This is a genomic window from Kitasatospora sp. Ki12 (assembly GCF_054601375.1).
In genome coordinates this window covers 320,520-341,012 of the sequence record NZ_BAAIHT010000002.1, presented here as the reverse complement: position 1 = coordinate 341,012, position 20,493 = coordinate 320,520, and the positions used below count along the sequence as shown (strand labels likewise).

Here is a 20,493-nt window from a genome sequence, read left to right as displayed (position 1 = left end):
CGACCAGGTGTTTCTCCGCTGTCCTGCGCACCTCCCGGCCGCACCACCGACTCTGGCAGCCCCCGGAGCCGCCGTCACCGGTGGACCACTGCCAACTGCTGCGAACGGTCGTCAGCGGATCTGCGAAGCCTGCGAAGGCCGGCCCGACCGTCGTGCGGCTAGGCTGCCCGCACCGGGTCGTCAGTTGCGCGCAGTGGGGAGAACGACACCATGGGGAAGGCCTTCGCGGGTGCCAGGCTGCGCCGTCTGCGCGAGGAGCGCGGGCTCAGCCAGGCCGCGGTCGCCCGGCTGATCGACCTCTCGCCCAGCTACCTCAACCAGCTGGAGCACGACGCCCGGCCCCTCACCGTCCCCGTCCTGCTGCGGCTCACCGAGGCCTTCGGGGTCGAGGCCGGCTACTTCGCCCCGCCGGACAGCGCCCGGCTCACCGCCGAACTGCGCGACGCGCTCGGCGAGGAGCTGACGGCCGGCCGGGTCAGCACCGGTGAGCTCGACGAACTGGCGGCCCGACTGCCCGCCGTGGCACGGCTGCTGACGGACCTGGCCCGCGGCCGCCGCGACGCGGCCGAGCAGCTCGCCGTCCTCGTCGGGGACCGCGGCCCCGGGGCCGACGCCCGTACGCCGCACGAGCAGGTCCGCGAGTTCTTCTACCGCCGCCGGAACTACCTCCACGAACTCGACACGGCGGCCGAGGAGTTGGCGGAGGGCATCAAGCTGAGGCGCGGCGGGGTCAGGGAGGCGCTGGCCGACCGGCTCGCCAGCGCGCACCGGGTCCGCATCGCCACCGGCGGCGGACAGCTGCACCGGTACGACGAGCAGACCCGGACCCTGCACCTGTCCGACCGGCTGCGCCCCGGCCAGCAGGCCTTCCGGATGGCCACCCAGCTCGCCTACCTGGAACACGACGGGCTGCTGTCCGAACTCGCCGCCCAGGACAGCCCGGAGGCCTCCACCACCTGGTCGCTCACCCGCATCGGGCTGGCCAACTACTTCGCCGCCGCCCTCGTACTGCCGTACACCGCCTTCCACGCGCAAGCAGAGTCGGCCCGCTACGACATCGAGCACCTGGCGGACCACTTCGGCGTCGGCTACGAGACGGTCTGCCACCGCCTGAGCACCCTCCAGCGCTCCGGCCTGCGCGGGGTGCCGTTCTCCTTCGTACGCGTCGACCGGGCCGGGAACGTCTCGAAGCGGCAGTCCGCCACGGCCTTCCACTTCTCCCGTACGGGCGGCACCTGCCCGCTGTGGAACGTCTACGACGCCTTCGCCTCGCCCGGCCGGGTCCACGTCCAGGTCGCCGCCATGCCCGACGGCCGCCGCTACCTGTGGACCGCCCGCGCCGTCACCCGCTCACCCGGCGGCTGGGGCCGCCCGGGCAAGACCTTCGCCATCGGCCTCGGCTGCGAGCTCCGCCACGCCGGACGGCTGGTGTACTCCGCCGGACTGGACCTCGGCGACGAGGCCGCCGCCACCCCGATCGGCCTCGGCTGCAAGGTCTGCGAACGCCCGGCCTGCCCCCAGCGCTCCGCCCCGGCCATCGGCCGCCCCCTGGCCGTCGACGAGGGCACCAGCACCTTCGTCCCGTACGCCGCGCTCGAAGCACCGGGAGAAAGGTGAACCCCGCTGCCCCGGGCCATGGTTGGGGGAACGCCGAAGGCCGGCCGGGGCGACGTGGTGTCGCCCCGACCGGCCTCCGGCGTGGTCGGACGGTCGGACCGGTGACGGGCCTCAGCTCGCCGAGGCGGCCGTCTCGGGGGCCGGGTCCGAGCTGGTCTCCCGGACGGCCGAGGTGACCGGCTTCGGGTTGAGGAGACGTTCGGCGAGGTGGCCGAAGAGCAGCCCGAAGGAGGTCCAGAGGGTGAGCTGGATGGCGAGCGCCGCGAGGCGGAACTGCCAGAGCAGGGTGGCCGAGAAGTCCTCGGGCACCTCGTTGACCGCGGGCAGGAAGGCGTAGGCGAGGCCGACCGCGACGGCGAAGCCGAGGACGGCGACGACGGTCGCGTACCAGGTGCCCAGACGGGGCGCGAGCCGCTTGCCGACGATCACCGCGGCGACCGCCAGCAGCACGCTGAGCGCCATCATCAGGAAGTACAGCGTGGTGCGCTTGCCGATGGTCTCCGGGTCGCCCACCGACGGCGGGTTGGCCGGGTACTTGAGGAACGGCACGACGTAGACCGCGACCAGCGCGACGCCGGACAGCAGGGCCGCCGTGGCGCGCGGGGAGAAGCGGCCGACCCGGCCGAGGGCGAAGCAGTAGGCGAGCGCGGCGATGCCGCCGAGCGAGACGCCGTAGATGAGAACGCCCGTGGCCAGCCCGGCAGTCGACTGCAGGGTGCGGCTGACGATCTCCATCGCGGGTTCGCCGGCGGAGTGGGCGTCCTCGTAGGCGATCGCCGCGTCCACCCGGGGCTCACCGAGCAGGTAGGCGACGACCAGGGCGAGCAGGCCGGCACCGAGGCCGGCCAGCATGCCGCGGACGAGCAGGGATCTGACGGTTGCGGAGTTCATGTGCGGGGGCCCCTGATCAGTGGCAGGGGAAACCGAGCAGGTGGCGGCCGTCGTGCACCCACTCGTGCACGTCCTCGCCGGAGATGAGGGAGGTGGCGCCCTGCTCGGCGCCGACGAAGTAGATGAGGGCCATCAGCAGGATGCCGAAGAACACGGCCCAGGGCAGGATCGCCTTGACGGAGATGGGGGTGATCGCCGGAGCGGCGGGGGTTGCGGTGGCGATGGGGTGAGCCATGGCCGACCTCCTTTGGGGAACACGCGTCCCGTTCGATGGAGCACACCGACGACGGAGGTGGGTCTGACTCGACCGGCCCGGGACGTCAGGTCCGGGGACGAGGCGTCGGGGGACGGGTTCACAGTGGCGCGACCGTGCCGGGTTCTCACCGGGCTTCCACGTACCGTCGTCTTGAGTTGTGGCAGGGACGGTACCGTGTCGCGGGTGCCCGGCCAAGGGTTTCGTACCGGCTCGCGGGCGCGCGACGGGCGCGCGACGGGCCACGAATTCTCGTCCGTATGCGCGCGACGCTGCAGCTGGGGGACAGGAGGAGGGCGAATGACCGTACAGGTGATCTTCGTCGCACCGGCGATGGGGGCGGAACTGCGCGAGGCCAGGTTCGGCGACGACGGGCCGCCGGACGAGGCGGGCCTGGCGGCCGCCCGCGCGGCGGCCGGCTCGCTGCCGGCGGTACCCCGCGGCTTCGCCTCCCCCTCGAACCGGTGCCGGCTCACCGCCGGTGCGCTCGGCGTCACCGCCGAACCGGACGGGGCGCTGGCCGACCTCGACGTCGGCAGCTGGCGGGGCCGCCGCCTCGACGAGCTCGCCGCGACCGAACCGGCGGAGGTCGCGGCCTGGCTGGCCGACCCGACGGTGGCGCCCCACGGCGGCGAGTCGGTCGAAGCCCTGTGCGCCCGGGTCGGCGGCTGGCTGGCGGCCGTGGCCGGGCAGCAGCAGGGCCGGGTGCTGGCGGTGGCCGAGCCCGCCGTGGTCCGGGCGGCCGTGGTCCACGCGCTCGACCTCCCCGCGGCGGCCTTCTGGCGGCTCGACGTCCGTCCGCTCTCCGTCACGGAACTGTCCGGGCGCTCGGGACGGTGGAACCTGCGCTGCGGGGCCGAGCTGACGCACCCCTGAGCGAACGGTCCGCACCGCCGACCGTTCGTCAGCATGCGACGGGCGCGGGCGGCTCGACGGTGGCCCGGACCTGGGCTTTCGGGCTTCGTCACCGTTCTGTCACGCCCCGGTCCGACGGGAACCGGCACCGCGGCGGCGGTGTGTATCGGGGGCAGATGCCGGCACCGACCCGGCACCACCCACCCTCGGAGGAACGTCATGCGGAACGCGCGGTACGGGAAGAACGCCAGAAGAGCCGCCGTCGCCACCGTCTCGGCCGCCACCGCGGCCCTGCTGCTCACGGCCTGCGGGCCCGGCGACGACGGAGCGGGGACGGCCGCGGCCCCGACCGCGGCACCCACCGCGGCACCCACCGCGGCGCCGACCTCGGCGCCCGGCGCCGCGCCCGGTGCGGGGGCGACCGCCCCGAGCAGCACGGCCCCGGCCCCCACCAAGGCCGGAGCCCCGTCCACCGGCGGCCCGTCCACCGGCGGCCCGTCCACCGGAGCCCCGTCCGCCTCCGGCACCGCCGCTCCGGCCTGCGCGGCCGGCGACCTCAAGGTGGAGGCCCACCAGGCGAAGGTGCGGCCCGACGGTACCGGCGTGGGAGCGGCGATCGTCGCCTTCACCAACTCCTCCGCGCACCCGTGCACCGTGCAGGGCTTCCCGACGGTGGCCGGGGCGGCCAACGGCTCCCCGGACCACAACGCCCCGCTCACGGTGACCCACTCCGGCGCCGCCGCCCCGGTGCGGGTGGGCCCGGGCGGGAAGGCCTGGCTGAAGCTCACCTTCGTCCAGGTCCAGGGCGAGGCCGACGGCTACTGCGTCTCCGGCGCGACCCCGGTCGCCTACCCCACCCTCGTGCTCGGCCTGCCCAGCGCCGGCGCCCACCAGGTGGCCCTGGACGACGGCCTCTTCGCCGAGTGCGACAACAAGGTGACCACCACCGCCCTGCTGGCCACCAGCCCGTCCTGACCCGGCCGCCCCCGGGCCGGTCCGGGCTGATCCGATCCGGTCCGGGTCGATGCGGCCCGGCTGAGGAGACGTCAGTCCTGCCGGGAGCCGGCCGGCTCCCGGTCGGGTCAGGCCGCGGGCCGGGCCTCCGGGAGGGCGGGGATGTCGGCGACGCCGTCCAGCACGTAGGTGTGGGGGTGCCCGTCGAAGGCCTCGCGGGTGAGTTCCCCGGTCAGTACGCCGATGACGACCCCGGCCCCGGCGTTGGCGCCGGCCTCGACGTCGACGACGGTGTCGCCGGCGGTCAGCACCCGGCGGGTGTCGATGACGCCGGTCTTCTCCATCGCCCGGTGGATCATGTGCGGGGCCGGACGCCCGCGCGGGACCTCGTCCGAGGTGACGACCGCGTCCAGGTTGCCGCCCTCGCCGACGGACCAGCCGAGCGACTCCAGCAGCGGGTAGGCGACGTCCTCGCTGAAGCCGGTGGTCAGGGCCACCTTGATGCCGCGTCGGCGCAGCTCGGCGAGGGCGGCCTCGACACCGGCGATGGCCCGCGGGGGAGTGGTCCGGTAGGCCTCGCGCAGGAACCCGGCGAAGGCCGCGTAGCTCTCCTCGACCAGCTCCGGGGTCGGGGTGCCGCCGCCGAGGCGGACCAGGGCGGTGATGGCCTCGCGCTTGTCGGTGCCCATCCAGGTCTGGAGGTCGGCCTCGGTGACGCTCACGCCGGTCCGCTCGACGGCGGTGCGCAGCGCCCGGTAGACGGCACCGGCCTCGTCGATGGTGGTACCGGCCATGTCCAGGGCGGCGAGCTCGATCACGGTGTCAGTCCTCTTCGGTGCGGTAGCGGCCGATGACGGTACGGCCTTCGATGGTGTTCTCGATGGTGAAGGTGGCCATGGCCGGGAGGTAGCGGTCGTCGGCGTCCTCCAGCGGCACGCCCTGGCTCGACGTGGTGAGCCGGCGGACGCGCAGCAGCGGGTCGCCGACGGAGACCCGGAGCAGCTCGGCGTCCCGCGGCTCGGCGGCGACGGCGTCGATGGTGTGCCGGGCGCGGTGCAGGTCGACCTCGCGGCGCAGCAGTTCCTGGTAGACCGAGCCGGTGTCCGGGTCGAAGTCGAACAGGATGCGGCCGACCTCGTGGACGAAGGTGGAGCGTTCCAGCATGGCCGGGACGTCGTCCAGCAGCCGCAGCCGGACGAGTTCGACGACCGGCGCGCCCTCGGCGAGGCCGAGCCGGGCGGCCGCCTCCGGGGAGGCCCGGCGCCGGGCCACCTCGACGGTGCTCTGCCCGGGCTCGCGGCCGATGGTGCGGGCCCACTGGGTGAAGGACAGGAACGTGCCGAAGGGCTGGGAGGGCGCCGTACGGCGGGCGACGGGCGGTTTGCCGCGGCCGCCGACCAGGCTGCCCTCGTTGCGCAGCAGGGCCAGGGCCTGGCGGACCGGGCCGCGGGAGGTGCCGAACTCGGCGCAGAGCTGCGACTCGCTGGGCACCGGCCGGCCCTCGGGCCACTCGCCGGACTCGATGCGGCGCTGGAACTCGGCGCCGAGCCGCTGGTGGAGAGGAAGGTCCTCACTTGTCTTCACAAGTCGACTATGACACCTGGGGGCGGAACTTCTCAAGGCGGACGACCTGGTTGTTTCCCAGAACAACCGCCCGCCTCCGATGGTGGTCGAGTGGATGAACGAACGGTAACTTGTATAGACACCTCTTGACGTCGAGGTCGACGAGCCCGGAATCTGGAGCCATGAGCAGCAGCACCGTACCCGCACCCGCCACCGCCGCCTCCCGCACGCACCCGACCGGCGACCCCGGCCGCAGCGACGTGGTGATCGTCGGCGCCGGCATCATCGGCCTGGCCCACGCCTTCGAAGCCCTGAGCAGCGGGCTGTCCGTCACCGTCGTCGAGCGCGACCGGCAGCCCGTCGGCGCCTCGGTCCGCAACTTCGGCCACTGCTGCATCAGCGCCCAGGACGGCGAACTGCTCGCCGTCGCCCAGCGCTCCCGGCCCGGCTGGCTGCGCGCGGCGAAGGCCGCCGGCATCTGGGCCGAGGAGGCCGGCACCCTGGTGGTGGCCCGGTCGGCGACCGAGGCGGCCGTCCTGGAGGAGCTGCGCGCCGAGCGCGGCGGCGACGAGGTCTTGCTGCGCACCGCCGCGCAGACGGCCGCGCTGCTCGGGCGCGCCGACGGCGCCGACGGCGACCTGGTGGGCGGCGCGCTGCTGCCCGCCGACCTGCGGGTGAACCCGCGCGAGGCCGCGCCCGGCCTGGCCCGCTGGGTGGCCGGGCAGCCGGGCGGCCGGGTGCTGTGGGGCACCGCCGTCACCGGCGTCGAGAGCGGGACGGTCCACACCACCCGCGGCCCGGTCCACGGCGACCGGATCCTGGTCTGCGTCGGCCACGACCTGGACTACCTGTTCCCCGACGTCGCCGAGGACCACGAGGTCCAGCGCTGCCGCCTCACCATGGCCCGGGCCGAGGCCCCGGCCGGCTTCCGCACCGACTCCGCGGTGCTGACGGCCACCTCGATGCTCCGCTACGAGGCCTTCGCCGGCCGCCCGTCCGCCGCCCGGCTGCGCGAGGAGGTCCTCGGGCACAGCGCCGAACTGCTGGAGATCGGCGCCAACGTGATGCTCACCCGGCTGCCCGACGGCACGGTGCTGCTTGGCGACTCGCACCACTACGACGCCACCACCCCGCCGTTCGTCGAGGAGCGCACCCACGAGCTGCTGACCGCCGAGATCGCCCGGGTGCTGGGCGTGGAGCGGCTGCGGATCCTCGAACGCTGGCAGGGCGTCTACGCCAGCAGCCCGCGCGGCCCCCTGCTGGTGCGCGACCTGGCGCCGGAGGTGCGGGCCGTCACCGTGACCTCGGGCGTCGGCATGACGCTCTCCTTCGGCCTCGCGGCCGCGACCTTCGACGGCACCCTCGCCGCCACGGCCTGACCGGCCCGCCTGCCTTCTCCGACAGCCCGGGGCCGCCCGGTGGCTCCGGCCACCGGGCGGCCCCGGGCTGTCACCGCTACAGGCTCACCAGCACGATCCCCGCGGCGACGATCGCCGAGCAGATGACGCGGTTGCGCCCGAACGGCTCCTTGAAGACGAGCGTGCCGATGCCCGCCGCCAGCACGACGCTGGTCTCGCGCAGCGCCTCCACCTTGGCTACACCGCCCAGCGACAGCGCCCAGAGGATCAGGCCGTACGAGGCGAGGGCGTTGACCCCGCCGAACACCCCGGTCTTCCACTGGGTGCGCAGGTAGTCGAGCAGCCGCCGGCGCCGGACGACGGCCGCCAGCGCGGGCATCGGGATGCTCTCCAGGACGAACAGGTAGACCAGGTAGCTGATCATCCGCTCGGTGGAGTGCACCCCGGCCGCGTCCGAGGCGGTGTAGCCGGCCACGCACAGCCCCGCGACGACCGCGTACGCGATCGGCACCGCGCGGATCTCGCCGAGCCGGTTGGACAGCACCAGGCTGATGATGCCGACCGAGATCAGCGCGACCCCGAACCAGCCGGTCGGGCCGAGGGGTTCGTCCATCAGGGCGACCGAGATGACCGCCACGGCCAGCGGCGGCACACCGCGGATGATCGGGTACATCTGGCCGAAGTCGCCCAGCTGGTAGGCCCGGACGAGGAAGAGCCGGAAGGCCGTGTTGAGCACGGTCGAGATCGCGACGAACGTCCAGGCGCCCGGGTCGGGCGGGGCGACGAAGGGCATCGCCAGACCGCAGACGACCAGGGCGACGGCGTCGACCATGCCGACGGCCGTCAGCCGGTCGGTGCCGGACTTGACCGCGGCGTTCCAGGAGGCGTGCATGAGCGCCGAGACGAGCGCCAGCACGATCGCGAGGAGGGGAGTGGACACAGTGGGGGTACCGTCGTTCCTTTGCCGGTGGGCTGCGCGCTGTCGTTTGGGCGGCGCGTCGCCGGTGGGGCGACGCGCCTGGGATCAGGCGCGGTTGGACCAGATCCGGAACATGAACCGGTTGACGTCCTCGGCCCGGTCGGTCGCCGGGTCGACGACCCGCGCGGGGAACCGGTCGTGGAAGGCGGTGCGGGTGTGCAGGAAGCGCTCGTCGGCCTGGACCAGGCTCTGGCCCGGCTCCAGCCGCAGCCGGTACTGCACCGGGGTCTGGTCCAGCAGCGTGTCCAGGAAGTCCAGGGCGCGGACCTGTTCGTCCGTCATCGGCTCCCCGGCCCTGGCGTGCGCGGCCTCCATGTACACCCGGAAGTACTTGATCAGCGGCTTGCCGACGGCGTCGTAGCCGATGATCGGGGCGCGGAAGAGCCGCTGGTCCTCGGCCATGCCGCGGTTCTCGAACCAGAAGTCGCCCTCCAGGACGGCCAGGACGTCCGGGTGGTCGAGCAGCTTGCGGTGCACCGTCGCCGCGTCGATCAGGATGCTCTCGCCGCCGACCAGGGCGTCGCGCACGCAGGACAGCAGCAGGTAGTCGATCGGGTCGGGGTCGGCGGTCGCGTCGTTGTGGACGTAGGCGCCCTGTCTGGTCTGGTGGTAGCGCACCCCGCCCTCGATGGTGCCCACCCCGCGGTCGTAGACCTCGATGACCTTCCAGCCCTCGGAGTTCTGCACCGTCGGAACGCCCAGCAGGTTGCCCAGCACCCAGGCGAGGACGCCCTGTTCGAGGATGGTGGTGACCCCGTCGATCCGCTCGTAGAGCACGAAGTGCGCCCCGGAGTCGATGGTCGCCCGGGTGGCCTCGACCTCGGCGGCGAACAGCGGCACCGCCGCCGGGTCCACCCCGAGGGTGTCGATCCGCCGCCCCGCCAGCCCGTCGGCCAGCCGCTTCACGTACCCGGCCACCTCCGCCTGGGCGGCCGGGGAGAACACCCGGTAGCTCTCGTCGGGAACCGGGATCGTGCTGACGAAAGACATCCGTCCTCCACTTGTAGATACTGCTCGCGCTCGGGGCGGCTGATCGACAAGGGGAAGTGAGGCCTGTCTGACGGCATGCCAAATAACCGGCTCAAAACCGGACTTTCCCCCCGTGCTCGACGCTGATGATCACGCCGCGGAGGCGAAGCTAGCACGGCATGTGTGCATCCGGCCAGAACCTGACTATACAAGTGGGCGAGAGCTGGAGACGCCGCTGAGCCTGGGCCGGGAGGTACCCGGGCCCAGGCTCAGCGGTGTGTCTCCGGGGGCGGCTACAGCAGCGCCTCCGAGCCGTGCAGCTCGACGAAGCCGACCACGCGGCGCAGCTGGTCGAAGCTCGTGACGTTGTTGCCGATCAGGTGCACCGAGGCCGGCTGGCCCTGGCGCCAGGCGTGCGCGGCCCGGGAGAGCGCGCCCCACTGGTTCTCCATGTCGCGGTAGTCGACGCTCAGCTGGTTGGCGGTGTAGCGCTCGATGTTGCCGTGGACGCGGTTGAGGATCGGCCCGAACCGGGCGGCCTCGGAGAAGATGGTGATGGCCATCAGCATGCCGCGGTCGACGCGGACCTCGTCCCACTGGGGGACGTTGTAGAGGTCCCGCATCGCGTTGAAGATGTTGTTGGAGCCCAGGTAGAGGTTCTCGCGGGTCGGGCCGCCGTTGATGTTGAGGTAGCTGCCGGTGCGCGGCATGAGGCGCACCTGGACGCCGAGGTCGCTCTGGAACTGCAGCTGCCGGCCGTCCTGGAAGGCCCAGTGCTGGTTGGCCGCGGGGGAGTAGAAGCCCGCGACGTAGAGGTTGTCGGCCCACAGGTAGACGGAGACGAGGTCGGCTCCCGCGTTCCGCACCCGCACCTGGATCAGCCGGTTGGTGTTCCGGGTGGTCTGCTGGACCATCCCACTGTCGGCGCCGGTCGCGTCGCCGTAGCTGTTGCGGTGGATGGCGTCGATCAGGTTCCAGTAGCGGTTGGCGTGCTCGCCGCTGCCGTTGGTAATGCCGGTGATGTCCCAGTCGATGATCGGCCAGCTCTGCTGGGTCGCGGCCCGCTGCGCGGCGGCCGGTTGGGCCTGGTGCACCACTGTCGGGGTCGCGCCGGAGGCGGCGGCGGTGCCGGCCAGGGGGAGGAGCAGGGCGGTGGCGGCGGTCAGGGACAGGAGTGCGGAGTGGGTCCTGGTGAACACGGTTCCTCGTGGATGGCGTGGGATGACCGGAACCCGGTCGGCTCCGATCTGCCGGGCCATCATGTCCGTGCGGGAAGAGTCCACTTGTCCTCGTCGCGCACGCGTTCTGTTCCGTGCGCGAACGCCGCCGCGCCCGTGCCCTGAAGCGGGCGCGTGCGCGGCGGTGGTGCTGGTGTCGGTGGTGGTGCGGGAACCGGGGCGCCGGGGTCAGAAGGCCGAGTGGGCGAACCAGTGGGCCAGCAGGTCCTCGTCGCCGGAGGCCTGGATGCCGGGCGCGGTGCGGTCGAGACGGCCGTAGAGGAGCAGCAGCAGGTCGGCGGCGCCGGCCCGGAGGGTGGCGTCGGCGGGGGTGTCGTCGGCGTCCCGGTCGAGGGCGAAGCCGTCGGGCCGCAGCCGGACCAGCCAGTCGCCGTCGCCGTCGGTGCGGGTGAAGCGGATGGTGCGGTGCTCGGCGCGCAGTTCGGCGGTGTGCGGGGCGAACAGGGTGGCGAAGGGCAGGTTGGTCAGGAACTCGTCGACGCCGTCCGCGGCGAGGGCGGGCTCCACGTCCGCGGTGCGGCCGAGGGCGAGTTCGGCGTCGACGCGGTGGACGAGGGTCTCGAACAGCATCCGGCGCACCCAGAAGCGGGCGTGCTGGTCGGCGCCCCAGGCCCACATCGGGGCGTCGAGGTCGGTCTCCGCGAAGGCGGCGGCGGCCTGTGCGGCGGAGTCGGCGAGCCAGGCGGGGTAGTCCTCGGGGAGTTCGGGCAGCTTCAGGTCGACGTCGCGGCTGCGCGGGGGCTCCTGGATCCGCTGCCGGAGCAGGACGGTGAACCAGCGCTGGACGCTGCCGGCGTGGCGGACGAGGTCGGCGAGGGTCCAGTCCGGGCAGCTGGGCACCGGCAGCGCGGGGTCGGCCCGGTCCACGGCGGCGACGAAGCGGGCGGTCTCGGCGGCGACGGCCGCGCCGTGGTCGAGGGGGGTCATGGGCGGTGTCTCCAGGGGTGCGGGGCTCGCGGCGGCGCCGGATGTTTCAGTACGTGAAGCAATCGGGGCGACGCTAGGCCTGAAAGGTTGAGTTTGTCAAGCATCGCCCCGGTCGCGGTCGCGGTCGCGGTCCCGGTCGCGGTCCGGGTCGTGGTCCCAGTCCTGGTCCATTGCCGCCAGTAGCTCCGGGCCCGGCCACCGCCGCGCCGCGCCCGGGCCGGCCCGCTCGGCCTCCCGGACCAGCGCGGCCAGCCGGGTGTTGGCCGGCGCCGGCAGGCCGTACCGGGCGGCGAGCGCGATCACCTCGCCCTGGAGCGAGTCGATCTCGGTCGGACGGCCGCGTTCGAGGTCTTCCCACATCGACGAGCGGGCCTTGGCGTCGATCCGCAGGCTCGCGGCGGCCACCCGGCGGAAGAGCGCGTCGGGCAGCCCGAGCAGCAGGGGCGTCCAGCGCGGCGGCACCGGGCCGAGCCGGGCGGGCGCGATGCCCGCCGCACCGAAGGCGGCGAGCGCCTCCCGCTGGCACCGGGCCAGACAGGCCCGGTACGCCCGGGTGCCGAGCTGCTCGCGCAGCGGCAGGCCGGACAGCGCGTTCACCGCGTTGTTCAGGTTCATCAGAAGCTTCGCGGCCTGCACCGCGGGCATGTCGGCGCGCAGCTCCAGCCGGAGCCCGCCGGCCCGGGCCGCCGCCGCGAACGGCCGGGCCACCGGGGCGGACTCGACCATCAGCGCGCCGCCGCTGCCCTGGTGGACGGCGGCCGGACCGCTGCGCACCACGTTGTACGGGACCATCCCGGCGAGCACCCGGTGGCCCGGCAGCTCGGCCCGCAGTACCTCCGGGTTGTGCAGGCCGTTCTGGAAGCTGATCACGACCGCGCCGGGTGCGAGGTGTCCGGCCAGTTCGCGGGCGGCGGTGCGGGTGTCGGCGGACTTGACCGTCACCAGCACGAAGTCCGCCGCCGCCGCGGCCGCCGCCCCGGTGGCGACGGTCAGCCCCCGCACCTCCCGCCGCGCCGGGCCGGGGCCGGTCAGCGTCAGCCCGTCCCGTTCGACCTCCGCCATCGCCGCCGGCCGTCCGATCAGCGTGACCTCCGCCGCGGCGGCCAGCATGCCGCCGAGGTGGCAGCCGACGCTGCCAGCGCCGAGGACCGCGATCCGTGATGCTCCGACGGCCGCGTCCCGTGAGGCCGCGACCCGTGGTTCCCGGCGCACCCGATCAGCCGACCAGGTCCGGGTCGCTCGCGGCGATCTGCTCGAACAGCGGCTGCGCCTGGAACCAGCCGGCCAGGTGGCTGCCGACCTGTCCGCGGGTGATCAGGGCGGTCTCCCGGTCGATGTGCTTCGGGGTGCCGGCCGCCATGGCGAGCAGCTGGGCCTGGCAGGAGCGCTCCATCGTGACGAACCACCAGACCGCCTCGGCGACCGACTGCCCGACGGTCAGCAGCCCGTGGTTCTGCAGGATCACCGCCTTGTGGGTGCCGAGCGCGGCCGCGACCCGCTTGCCCTCGTCGACCTCGTTCACCACGCCGCGGTAGTCGCTGTACAGCCCGTGGTCCTCGAAGAACGCGCAGGCGTCCTGGGTGAGCGGGTCGAGGGTGAGGCCGAGGCTGGAGAAGGCCTTGCCGTGCAGCGAGTGCGCGTGGGCGGCGGCGACCGCGTCCGGGCGGGCCGCGTGCACCTGGGAGTGGATCACGAAGGCGGCCCGGTTCACCGGCCGGTCGCCGTGCAGCAGGGTGCCCTCGTGGTCGACCAGGATCAGGTCGGACGCCTTGATCATGCTGAAGGGCATCCCGAACGGGTTCACCCAGAAGCGGTCGGGGTGCTCCGGATCGCGCACGGTGATGTGCCCGGCCACCCCCTCGGAGAAGCCGAACCGTCCGAACAGCCGGAATCCGGCGGCGAGTTGTTCCTTGCGGTACCGGCGTTCGGCGGCCGGCGAGTCGAAGCTCGGCGGCATCGGCAGGGTGACGCCGGACGGCAGCGGTCCGACGGCGGCGGCGAGCGCGGCGGGCAGCGGAGTGCCCGCACCGGAAGGCGGAGGGATGCTCATGGGCCCAGAAGATACAATGCTGTATCCGATACGACAATGGATCCGATACGGCCACACAGCAAGACCGGCCGCCGTCCGAGTGAACCGGGATGCCACCGATGCCCAAGGGTGAGACCAAGCGACGCCCGCGCACCCGCGCGGCCCTGCTCCAGGCGGCGCTGGAGACCTTCGCCGAGTACGGGTTCCGCGCCGCCAGCATCGAGCAGATCTGCGAGCGGGCCGGCTACACCCGGGGCGCGTTCTACTCCAACTTCAGCAGCAAGGAGGAGCTGTTCCTCGCGCTGTTCGACGAGCACAGCGACCGCATCCTGCGGCGGATGACCGAGCTGGTCGACTCGATCGCCACCGAGGACCTCACCGTGCAGGCACTGGTCGACGTCCTCTGCGAGGTCGAACCGGCCGAACGTGACTGGTACCTGGTCAGCACCGAGTTCACCCTGCACGCCATCCGCGATCCGCAGGCCGCCTGGGTGCTCGCCCGGCACGACGCCCGGCTGCGCACCCAGCTGGCCCGCGCCCTCACCGACCACCTCGCCCGGGCCGGCCGCACCCTCACCGCCGACCCGGACGAAGTCGCCCGGCTGCTGATCGCGATCCGCGAGGGCGGGCTGGCCCAGAGCTACGTCGAACCCGAACAGCTGCCGCCGGGCAGGCTCGAACGGCGCTTCCTGGAGCCCCTGCTGACCGCGCTCACCACGGACTCCCACCCGTCCTGAAACGGCCCGCCGGGCCGGCTCGGCCGACCGGGCCCTCCCACCGGTGCCCCCGGCTGCGTTTGCGCAGGTGGGGGCGGGATACTTACCGGCATGGCACGGGTACCGCTGATCGAGGACGACGACTCCGAACGCGAGGCGTCGGCACCAGTCCCGCGCCGACGCGGGCGCGACGTGCGCGCCTGGGCGTCGGGCGCGGCGGACCGCGTCCCGGCCGCGCCCCGCTACGGCCGGTCCGGCCACTCCGGCCGCGCCGGGTCGCTGTGAGCACCCCGCCCCCGTCCGAGCGCCCGGAGCCACGCACTCCCCGGCTGGTCCGGCTGCGCCGCGCCGTCGCCGGGCTGCGCCCGCGGCTGCTGGTGGCCTTCGTCGCCGTCGCCGCCCTGAGTGCGCTGGCCACCGCCGCGCTCACCTACCGGGCCGCGACCAACTCCACCCTCGACCTCACCCAGGACACCACCCTGGACGAGCTGCGCCGCCGCATCGACGTCCGCGCCCCGGCCCTGCCCTTCCCGCCGACCCAGTCCGAACTCGACGTCCTGGCCGCCGAGTTGTCCGGCACCGGCGGCTTCCGCGACTGGCACGTCCTGGCCGCCTACGGCACCGAGCACTCCGCCTGGGCCCAGCCCGTCGACGTCCCGCCGGCGCTGCGGCGCACCGTCGACGGCGGCCGCGCCGCGTTCCAGCGCTTCAGCGCCGAGGGCCACCCCTGGCTCGCCGCCGGCGTCCCCGTGACCTACGCCAAGGGCGGCCCGTCCGGCCTGACCGTCTACGCCGTCCTCCCGCTCGACCGCGAGCAGAGCGCCGCCGACGCGCTGCTGGCCGGCGCCGCCGGGGCCGGGGCGTTCGCCGCGGTCCTCGCCGCCGGGCTCGCCCTGCTCGCCGCCCGCCAGGTGCTGCGGCCGGTCCGGGCCCTGGGCGACGCCGCCCACGCCCTCGCCCAGGGCCGGCTCGACACCCGGCTCACCGTCACCGGGCACGACGAACTCGCCCAGCTCTCCAAGACGTTCAACCACACCGCGCGCACCCTCCAGGGCACCATCGAGGAACTGCGCGCCGTCGAGTCCCAGGGCCGGCGGTTCGCCGCCGACGTCTCGCACGAACTGCGCACCCCGCTCGCCGCCATGCTCGCCGTCACCGACATCCTCGACGAGGACGCCGAACACCTCCCGGCCGACACCGCGACCGCCCTGCGCATGATCAGCAACGAGACCGTCCGCCTCACCCGGCTCGTCAACGACCTCATCGAGATCTCCCGCCTCGACGCCGGAGCCGCCCCGCTGCGCACCGAGTCCATCGACGCCGCCACCGCCGTCCGGGAGACCGTCGACCTGCGCGGCTGGAGCGACCAGGTCGAACTCGACCTGCCCGCGGCCCTGCCCGTACAACTCGACCCGCGCCGCTTCGACGTCATCGTCGCCAACCTGGCCGGCAACGCCCTGCGGCACGGCCGGCCACCCGTACGGCTGCGACTGCGGGAGGCCGACGGCGAGCTGCTGCTGCTCACCGTCACCGACCGCGGGCCGGGCATCCCGCCGGCCGAACTGCCGCACCTGTTCGACCGGTTCTACAAGGCCGACAAGGCCCGGGCCCGCTCCGAGGGCAGCGGGCTGGGCCTCGCCATCGCCCAGGAGAACGCCCGGCTGCACGGCGGACTCATCGAGGCCGCCAACTCGCCGGGCGGCGGCGCGGTGTTCACCCTCGTCCTGCCCCGCGGCATCCTCCCGGAGGAGATGTGACCGTCCGCCACCGTCTGGTCCCCGTCACCGCGGCGCTGCTGCTCGCCTGCGGCTGCTCGATCGCCACCACCGACCCGGTGAAGAGCGGGCGGGCGGCCACCGGCATCCAGCCGGGCACCCGGCTCTACTTCCTCGACCAGCACGGCCTGCGGCTGACCATCCGGCCCGGCGCCCAGCGCGACGGCCTCCAGCGGACCCTGGACGCCCTGGTCGCCGGGCCCGACCGGGCCGAGGCGCACACCGGCCTGTACAGCGAGCTGCCCGCGGGCGGCCGGGTCCAGGCCACCGCCGTGCCCGGCACCGTCACCCTCCGGCTGTCCTGGCCCGCCGCCTCGCTGTCCGCCTCCGCCGTCCAGCAGCTGGTCTGTACCGCCGACGACGCCCCGGCCGAGTCCGGCCCGCCGCCGAGGGTCACCATCGTGAGCAGCGACGGCCCCTCGGCCATCCAGCAGCAGTGCGACCTCCACCGGGACGGCTGACCCGGGGCCCGGCCCACGGGCGGCATGACGGGGGCACCCCCTCCCGAGGGCGGCGGGACGTACGCTGGGCAGCGGCTTACTTCACGGCGTGAGACGACGGCTGGGGACCGCCGAGCGCCAAGGGGCCGGAGAGTGGGCCCCGGGCGTGGGTGACGGACCGACGGGAGGGTTGCCCGTGCACGGGCGAGGCGGGAACACGGTGCGCGACCTGCGCACGGGCAGCCGGGCCACCGTGCTGCGCGGGCTGTACTTCGACGGGCCGCTCAGCCGGCAGGAGTTGGGCGCCCGCACCGGGCTCAGCGCCGGGTCGGTCAGCAATGTGACCGGCGAGCTGCTGGCGGACGGCCTGATCGAGGAGTGCGGCTCGGTCGGGTCCGACGGCGGCCGGCCGCGGACCATGCTCCGGGTCGCCGCCGGCCGCGCCCGGCTGGTGGGCGTCGACGTGGGCGAGACCCAGGTCCGGGTGGCCCTGTTCGACCTGGCCCGCACCGAACTGGCCGCCCGCGACCTGCCGCTCTCCGACCGGGGCCGCGACGCCGGCCACGTGGTGGAGCTGATCCTCGCCGGGCTGGCCGACGTGCTCGAACGCACCGGCACCGCGCCGGAGACGGTGCTCGGTGTCGGCGTCGGGGTGCCCGGCATCGTCGACCAGGGCGCCCCCGGCGCGGACGGGCGGGGCATCGTGGTGCACGGTCAGGCCGTCGGCTGGGACGCCGTGCCGCTCGGCCGGCTGCTGCGGGCCGGTACCGCGCTGCCGCTGTTCGTCGACAACGGCGCCAAGACGCTGGGCCAAGCCGAGATGTGGTTCGGGGCCGGCCGCGGGGCCCGGCACGCGGTGGTGGCGCTGGTCGGTTCCGGGGTCGGCGCCTGCGTCATCGCCGACGGCGCGCGCTACCGGGGGGCGAGCAGCAGCGCGGGCGAGTGGGGCCACACCAAGGTGCACGTCGGCGGCCGGCGCTGCCGCTGCGGCGCCCGCGGCTGCCTGGAGGCCTACGTCGGGGCCGAGGCGCTGGTGGAGCGCTGGGGCGCGGCGCCGCCCGGCGACGAGAAGGCGGGACTGGCGGCGCTGCTGGCGGCCGCCGAGGCGGGGGACCCGGCGGCCGTCGGGCTGCTCGACGAGGCCGCCGAGTACCTGGGGGCGGGGATCGCCGACCTGGTCAACCTGTTCAACCCGGAGCGGATCGTGATCGGCGGCTGGGCGGGGCTGCTGCTGGGGCCCAGGCTGCTGCCCGGCATCCGCGCCGCGGCCACCGGGTACGCGCTGCGCTTCCCGTACGAGCACGCGCTGATCGTCCTCGGCAGTCTGGGGCCGGAGGCGGTCGCCCTGGGGGCCGCCACCCTGCCGCTGTCGGACTTCCTGGACTCCGGCGGGCGGCTGCCGGATCGTTCGCATCTCACCGACGCCGGCGCATAGTTCACGGCGTGAGCTAAGCACACGGAACGGGTTGACAAGTACACGGCGGCGGCCTGAGACTCCCGGTCAGGGACGGCCCCGGGCCAGGCGCCCGGGCGGCGTCCCCGAGTCGATCCCGGTGGGCCCCCGACCGCCCGGTGAGGCGATCCCCCCACGGGCCGCCGCCGCGCGCCACCGGCACCCCCACCCACCTCACCTAGGGACCTGCCGATGAGGCGTTCTTCAGCCCGGCCGCGCACGCCGGCCCGCCCGCGCACGTCAGCCTGCCCGCCCACGCCGGCCCGCCCGCGCACGGCACCGGGGGCGGTCCTGGGCCTGCTCCTGTTCCTCGTGTCCGTCCTGGCGGTGCCGGTCCCGGCCGGCGCCGCCGGTCCACGGCCCGCCCCGGCCGGACCGGCCGCCGCGGCCGCCGCCGACTGCGGCACCGACAACGCCGCCAGGGGCCGCCCGGCCACCGCCTCCAGCGCGGAGAGCGCGGGCACGCCGGCCGCCTCGGCCGTGGACGGCGACCCCGGCACCCGCTGGTCCTCCGCCTTCAGCGACCCCCAGTGGCTCCAGGTCGACCTCGGCGCGGTCCGCCAGGTCTGCCGGGCCGTACTCACCTGGGAGACCGCGTACGGGCGTTCGTACCGGATCGAGGTCTCGGACGACGGCGCGGCCTGGCGCACCCTGTACAGCACCGACAGCGGGGCCGGCGGCACCGAGACCGTCCCGCTCGCCGGGAGCGGCCGCTACGTCCGGCTGACCGGGCTCGCCCGGGCCACCGCCTGGGGCTACTCCCTGTGGGAGTTCCAGGTGAACACCTCCGACGTGCCGCCGGTCCAGGGCGGCGGCGACCTCGGGCCCAACGTGCTCGTCTTCGACCCCTCGACGCCCGGCATCCAGGCCACCGTGGACCGGGTGTTCAAGCAGCAGGAGGCCAACCAGTTCGGCCCCGAGCGCTACGCGCTGCTCTTCAAGCCGGGCAGCTACGGCAACCTCAACGTCCAGCTCGGCTTCTACACCTCCGTTGCCGGTCTCGGTCTCAGGCCCGACGACACCACGATCAACGGGGACGTCACCGTCGACGCAGGCTGGTTCAACGGCAACGCGACGCAGAACTTCTGGCGCTCCGCCGAGAACCTCGCCCTCACCCCGGTCAGCGGCACCGACCGCTGGGCGGTCGCCCAGGCGGCCCCGTTCCGCCGGATGCACGTGCGCGGCGGCCTCGAGCTCTCGCCCGCCGGGTACGGCTGGGCCAGCGGCGGCTACATCGCGGACAGCAGGATCGACGGCAGCGTCGGCAACCACTCCCAGCAGCAGTGGTACACCCGGGACAGCGCGATCGGCGGCTTCAGCAACGGCGTCTGGAACCAGGTCTTCTCCGGCGTCCAGGGCGCACCGGCCCAGAGCTTCCCCGACCCGCCCTACACCACCCTGGACACCACGCCGATCTCCCGAGAGAAGCCCTTCCTCTACCTGGACGGCGCCGACTACAAGGTGTTCGTCCCGGTCAAGCGCACCAACGCCCGCGGCGTCTCCTGGGACGGCGCCGCGCAGGGCGAGTCGCGCCCGCTCAGCCGCTTCTACGTGGTGAAGCCCGGCGCCACCGCCGCGACCGTCAACGCGGCGCTGGCCCAGGGGCTCGACCTGCTCTTCACCCCCGGGGTCTACCACCTGGACCGGCCGATCGCGGTCACCCGGCCCGACACCGTGGTGCTCGGCCTCGGCCTGGCGACCCTGGTGCCCGACAACGGGGTGACGGCCGTCCAGGTCGCCGACGTCGACGGGGTACGGCTCGCCGGTCTGCTCGTCGACGCCGGTCCGGTCCGCTCCTCCGCCCTCGTCCAGGTCGGCCCGGACGGCGCCCGGGGCGGCCACGCCGCCGACCCGACCACCCTGCAGGACGTGTTCGTCCGGGTCGGCGGCGCGGGCGGCGGCTCCACCACCGCCGGCATCGTCGTCAACAGCAACGACGTGATCGTCGACCACACCTGGATCTGGCGGGCCGACCACGGCACCGGCGTCGGCTGGGACGTCAACCCCGCCGACTACGGCCTGCTGGTCCGCGGCGCCGACGTGCTCGGCACCGGGCTGTTCGTCGAGCACTTCAAGAAGTACGACGTCGAGTGGTCCGGCGAACGCGGCCGCACGATCTTCTTCCAGAACGAGAAGGCCTACGACGCCCCGAACCAGGCGGCGATCCAGAACGGCCCCACCCTGGGCTACGCCGCCTACAAGGTGGACGACACCGTCACCGCCCACGAGGGCTGGGGCCTCGGCAGCTACTGCTACTTCAACGTGGACCCCACCATCCGGATGGACCACGGCTTCGAGGCACCGACCCGGGCGGGCGTGCGGTTCCACGACCTGCTGGTCGTCTCGCTCGGCGGCAAGGGCCAGTACAACCACGTCGTCGACACCACCGGCGCCGCCACCTCCGGCACCTCGACCACCCCGTCGACGGTGACGGCCTACCCGTAGCCGGACCGGGGCCCGAGGGGCTGCCGCCGCC

20 protein-coding genes are annotated in these 20,493 nt (G+C 74.2%); 10 read left to right on the top strand and 10 right to left on the bottom strand.

What is annotated here, in order from left to right:
* The first annotated feature begins 210 nt into the window (after positions 1 to 210).
* Entirely contained in the window at positions 211 to 1,617 is a 1,407-nt protein-coding gene (locus tag ACYP53_RS19155; protein WP_459648226.1) for a short-chain fatty acyl-CoA regulator family protein, read from the top strand.
* A gap of 111 nt (positions 1,618 to 1,728) precedes the next feature.
* On the opposite strand, the gene ACYP53_RS19150 is transcribed toward ACYP53_RS19155, so the two are convergent.
* On the bottom strand, positions 1,729 to 2,508 hold the full coding sequence (locus tag ACYP53_RS19150) for a CbtA family protein (RefSeq protein WP_189914148.1): 780 nt from the start codon (positions 2,506 to 2,508) through the stop codon (positions 1,729 to 1,731).
* 16 nt (positions 2,509 to 2,524) lie between these two features.
* Positions 2,525 to 2,743 (bottom strand): CbtB domain-containing protein, encoded by a 219-nt coding sequence (locus ACYP53_RS19145; RefSeq protein ID WP_189914147.1) that lies wholly within the window; start codon positions 2,741 to 2,743, stop codon positions 2,525 to 2,527.
* A 318-nt stretch (positions 2,744 to 3,061) separates the two neighbouring features.
* Between ACYP53_RS19145 and ACYP53_RS19140 the strand changes: the two genes are divergently transcribed.
* Complete coding sequence (locus ACYP53_RS19140) at positions 3,062 to 3,637, top strand: histidine phosphatase family protein (protein ID WP_459648225.1); 576 nt, start codon at positions 3,062 to 3,064, stop codon at positions 3,635 to 3,637.
* Positions 3,638 to 3,835: 198 nt separating this feature from the next.
* Entirely contained in the window at positions 3,836 to 4,591 is a 756-nt protein-coding gene (locus ACYP53_RS19135) for a DUF4232 domain-containing protein (RefSeq protein ID WP_459648224.1), read from the top strand.
* A gap of 107 nt (positions 4,592 to 4,698) precedes the next feature.
* Here the strand turns inward: ACYP53_RS19135 and ACYP53_RS19130 are convergent, their stop codons facing one another.
* Positions 4,699 to 5,388, bottom strand: coding sequence for a phosphonatase-like hydrolase (locus tag ACYP53_RS19130; protein WP_459648223.1), 690 nt, complete (start codon positions 5,386 to 5,388; stop codon positions 4,699 to 4,701).
* A 4-nt stretch (positions 5,389 to 5,392) separates the two neighbouring features.
* Complete coding sequence (locus ACYP53_RS19125; protein WP_459648222.1) at positions 5,393 to 6,154, bottom strand: GntR family transcriptional regulator; 762 nt, start codon at positions 6,152 to 6,154, stop codon at positions 5,393 to 5,395.
* A 161-nt stretch (positions 6,155 to 6,315) separates the two neighbouring features.
* Between ACYP53_RS19125 and ACYP53_RS19120 the strand changes: the two genes are divergently transcribed.
* A complete protein-coding gene (locus ACYP53_RS19120; protein ID WP_459648221.1) occupies positions 6,316 to 7,512 on the top strand; it encodes a TIGR03364 family FAD-dependent oxidoreductase in 1,197 nt (398 codons plus the stop codon).
* A 76-nt stretch (positions 7,513 to 7,588) separates the two neighbouring features.
* Here ACYP53_RS19120 and ACYP53_RS19115 read toward each other — a convergent pair whose 3' ends face one another.
* From ACYP53_RS19115 to ACYP53_RS19090, 6 genes are all read right to left on the bottom strand, one after another.
* Complete coding sequence (locus ACYP53_RS19115; RefSeq protein ID WP_459648220.1) at positions 7,589 to 8,431, bottom strand: EamA family transporter; 843 nt, start codon at positions 8,429 to 8,431, stop codon at positions 7,589 to 7,591.
* Between the two features lie 84 nt (positions 8,432 to 8,515).
* Positions 8,516 to 9,460 carry a TauD/TfdA family dioxygenase gene (locus tag ACYP53_RS19110; protein ID WP_459648219.1) on the bottom strand — a complete coding sequence of 315 codons (945 nt, stop codon included), beginning with the start codon at positions 9,458 to 9,460 and terminating at the stop codon, positions 8,516 to 8,518.
* Positions 9,461 to 9,732: 272 nt separating this feature from the next.
* Complete coding sequence (locus ACYP53_RS19105; protein ID WP_189926495.1) at positions 9,733 to 10,638, bottom strand: ribosome-inactivating family protein; 906 nt, start codon at positions 10,636 to 10,638, stop codon at positions 9,733 to 9,735.
* A 207-nt stretch (positions 10,639 to 10,845) separates the two neighbouring features.
* Positions 10,846 to 11,604: a maleylpyruvate isomerase family mycothiol-dependent enzyme gene (locus ACYP53_RS19100; protein WP_459648218.1), complete on the bottom strand. Its 759-nt coding sequence runs from the start codon at positions 11,602 to 11,604 to the stop codon at positions 10,846 to 10,848.
* Positions 11,605 to 11,700: 96 nt separating this feature from the next.
* Positions 11,701 to 12,816 (bottom strand): 2-dehydropantoate 2-reductase, encoded by a 1,116-nt coding sequence (locus ACYP53_RS19095; protein ID WP_459648217.1) that lies wholly within the window; start codon positions 12,814 to 12,816, stop codon positions 11,701 to 11,703.
* Positions 12,817 to 12,820: 4 nt separating this feature from the next.
* The gene (locus ACYP53_RS19090; RefSeq protein WP_459648216.1) at positions 12,821 to 13,654 is read right to left on the bottom strand and encodes a class II aldolase/adducin family protein; all 834 of its coding nucleotides are present in this window, start codon (positions 13,652 to 13,654) and stop codon (positions 12,821 to 12,823) included.
* A 98-nt stretch (positions 13,655 to 13,752) separates the two neighbouring features.
* Here ACYP53_RS19090 and ACYP53_RS19085 point away from each other — a divergent pair, with 98 nt between their 5' ends.
* From ACYP53_RS19085 to ACYP53_RS19060, 6 genes are all read left to right on the top strand, one after another.
* The gene (locus tag ACYP53_RS19085; RefSeq protein WP_189926489.1) at positions 13,753 to 14,370 is read left to right on the top strand and encodes a TetR/AcrR family transcriptional regulator; all 618 of its coding nucleotides are present in this window, start codon (positions 13,753 to 13,755) and stop codon (positions 14,368 to 14,370) included.
* A 90-nt stretch (positions 14,371 to 14,460) separates the two neighbouring features.
* Positions 14,461 to 14,634, top strand: a complete 174-nt coding sequence (locus ACYP53_RS19080; RefSeq protein ID WP_189926487.1) for a hypothetical protein — start codon at positions 14,461 to 14,463, stop codon at positions 14,632 to 14,634.
* The gene (locus ACYP53_RS19075; protein ID WP_459648215.1) at positions 14,631 to 16,106 is read left to right on the top strand and encodes an ATP-binding protein; all 1,476 of its coding nucleotides are present in this window, start codon (positions 14,631 to 14,633) and stop codon (positions 16,104 to 16,106) included. Before ACYP53_RS19080 ends, ACYP53_RS19075 begins: the two co-directional genes overlap by 4 nt.
* Positions 16,103 to 16,585: a GerMN domain-containing protein gene (locus tag ACYP53_RS19070; RefSeq protein WP_459648214.1), complete on the top strand. Its 483-nt coding sequence runs from the start codon at positions 16,103 to 16,105 to the stop codon at positions 16,583 to 16,585. The genes ACYP53_RS19075 and ACYP53_RS19070 overlap by 4 nt, the downstream gene beginning before the upstream one ends.
* A gap of 175 nt (positions 16,586 to 16,760) precedes the next feature.
* Positions 16,761 to 17,999, top strand: a complete 1,239-nt coding sequence (locus ACYP53_RS19065) for an ROK family transcriptional regulator (protein ID WP_189926483.1) — start codon at positions 16,761 to 16,763, stop codon at positions 17,997 to 17,999.
* A 210-nt stretch (positions 18,000 to 18,209) separates the two neighbouring features.
* Positions 18,210 to 20,462 (top strand): discoidin domain-containing protein, encoded by a 2,253-nt coding sequence (locus tag ACYP53_RS19060; protein WP_189926482.1) that lies wholly within the window; start codon positions 18,210 to 18,212, stop codon positions 20,460 to 20,462.
* The last annotated feature ends 31 nt before the right edge of the window (positions 20,463 to 20,493 follow it).

What these genes read in the sequence shown, in the direction of transcription:
- ACYP53_RS19110 (WP_459648219.1), bottom strand. Translation starts at nt 9,460, where the DNA reads ATGTCTTTCGTCAGCACGATCCCGGTTCCCGACGAGAGCTACCGGGTG.
- ACYP53_RS19155 (WP_459648226.1), top strand. Translation starts at nt 211, where the DNA reads ATGGGGAAGGCCTTCGCGGGTGCCAGGCTGCGCCGTCTGCGCGAGGAG.
- ACYP53_RS19135 (WP_459648224.1), top strand. Translation starts at nt 3,836, where the DNA reads ATGCGGAACGCGCGGTACGGGAAGAACGCCAGAAGAGCCGCCGTCGCC.
- ACYP53_RS19150 (WP_189914148.1), bottom strand. Translation starts at nt 2,508, where the DNA reads ATGAACTCCGCAACCGTCAGATCCCTGCTCGTCCGCGGCATGCTGGCC.
- ACYP53_RS19140 (WP_459648225.1), top strand. Translation starts at nt 3,062, where the DNA reads ATGACCGTACAGGTGATCTTCGTCGCACCGGCGATGGGGGCGGAACTG.
- ACYP53_RS19145 (WP_189914147.1), bottom strand. Translation starts at nt 2,743, where the DNA reads ATGGCTCACCCCATCGCCACCGCAACCCCCGCCGCTCCGGCGATCACC.
- ACYP53_RS19090 (WP_459648216.1), bottom strand. Translation starts at nt 13,654, where the DNA reads ATGAGCATCCCTCCGCCTTCCGGTGCGGGCACTCCGCTGCCCGCCGCG.
- ACYP53_RS19120 (WP_459648221.1), top strand. Translation starts at nt 6,316, where the DNA reads ATGAGCAGCAGCACCGTACCCGCACCCGCCACCGCCGCCTCCCGCACG.
- ACYP53_RS19100 (WP_459648218.1), bottom strand. Translation starts at nt 11,604, where the DNA reads ATGACCCCCCTCGACCACGGCGCGGCCGTCGCCGCCGAGACCGCCCGC.
- ACYP53_RS19080 (WP_189926487.1), top strand. Translation starts at nt 14,461, where the DNA reads ATGGCACGGGTACCGCTGATCGAGGACGACGACTCCGAACGCGAGGCG.
- ACYP53_RS19085 (WP_189926489.1), top strand. Translation starts at nt 13,753, where the DNA reads ATGCCCAAGGGTGAGACCAAGCGACGCCCGCGCACCCGCGCGGCCCTG.
- ACYP53_RS19060 (WP_189926482.1), top strand. Translation starts at nt 18,210, where the DNA reads ATGAGGCGTTCTTCAGCCCGGCCGCGCACGCCGGCCCGCCCGCGCACG.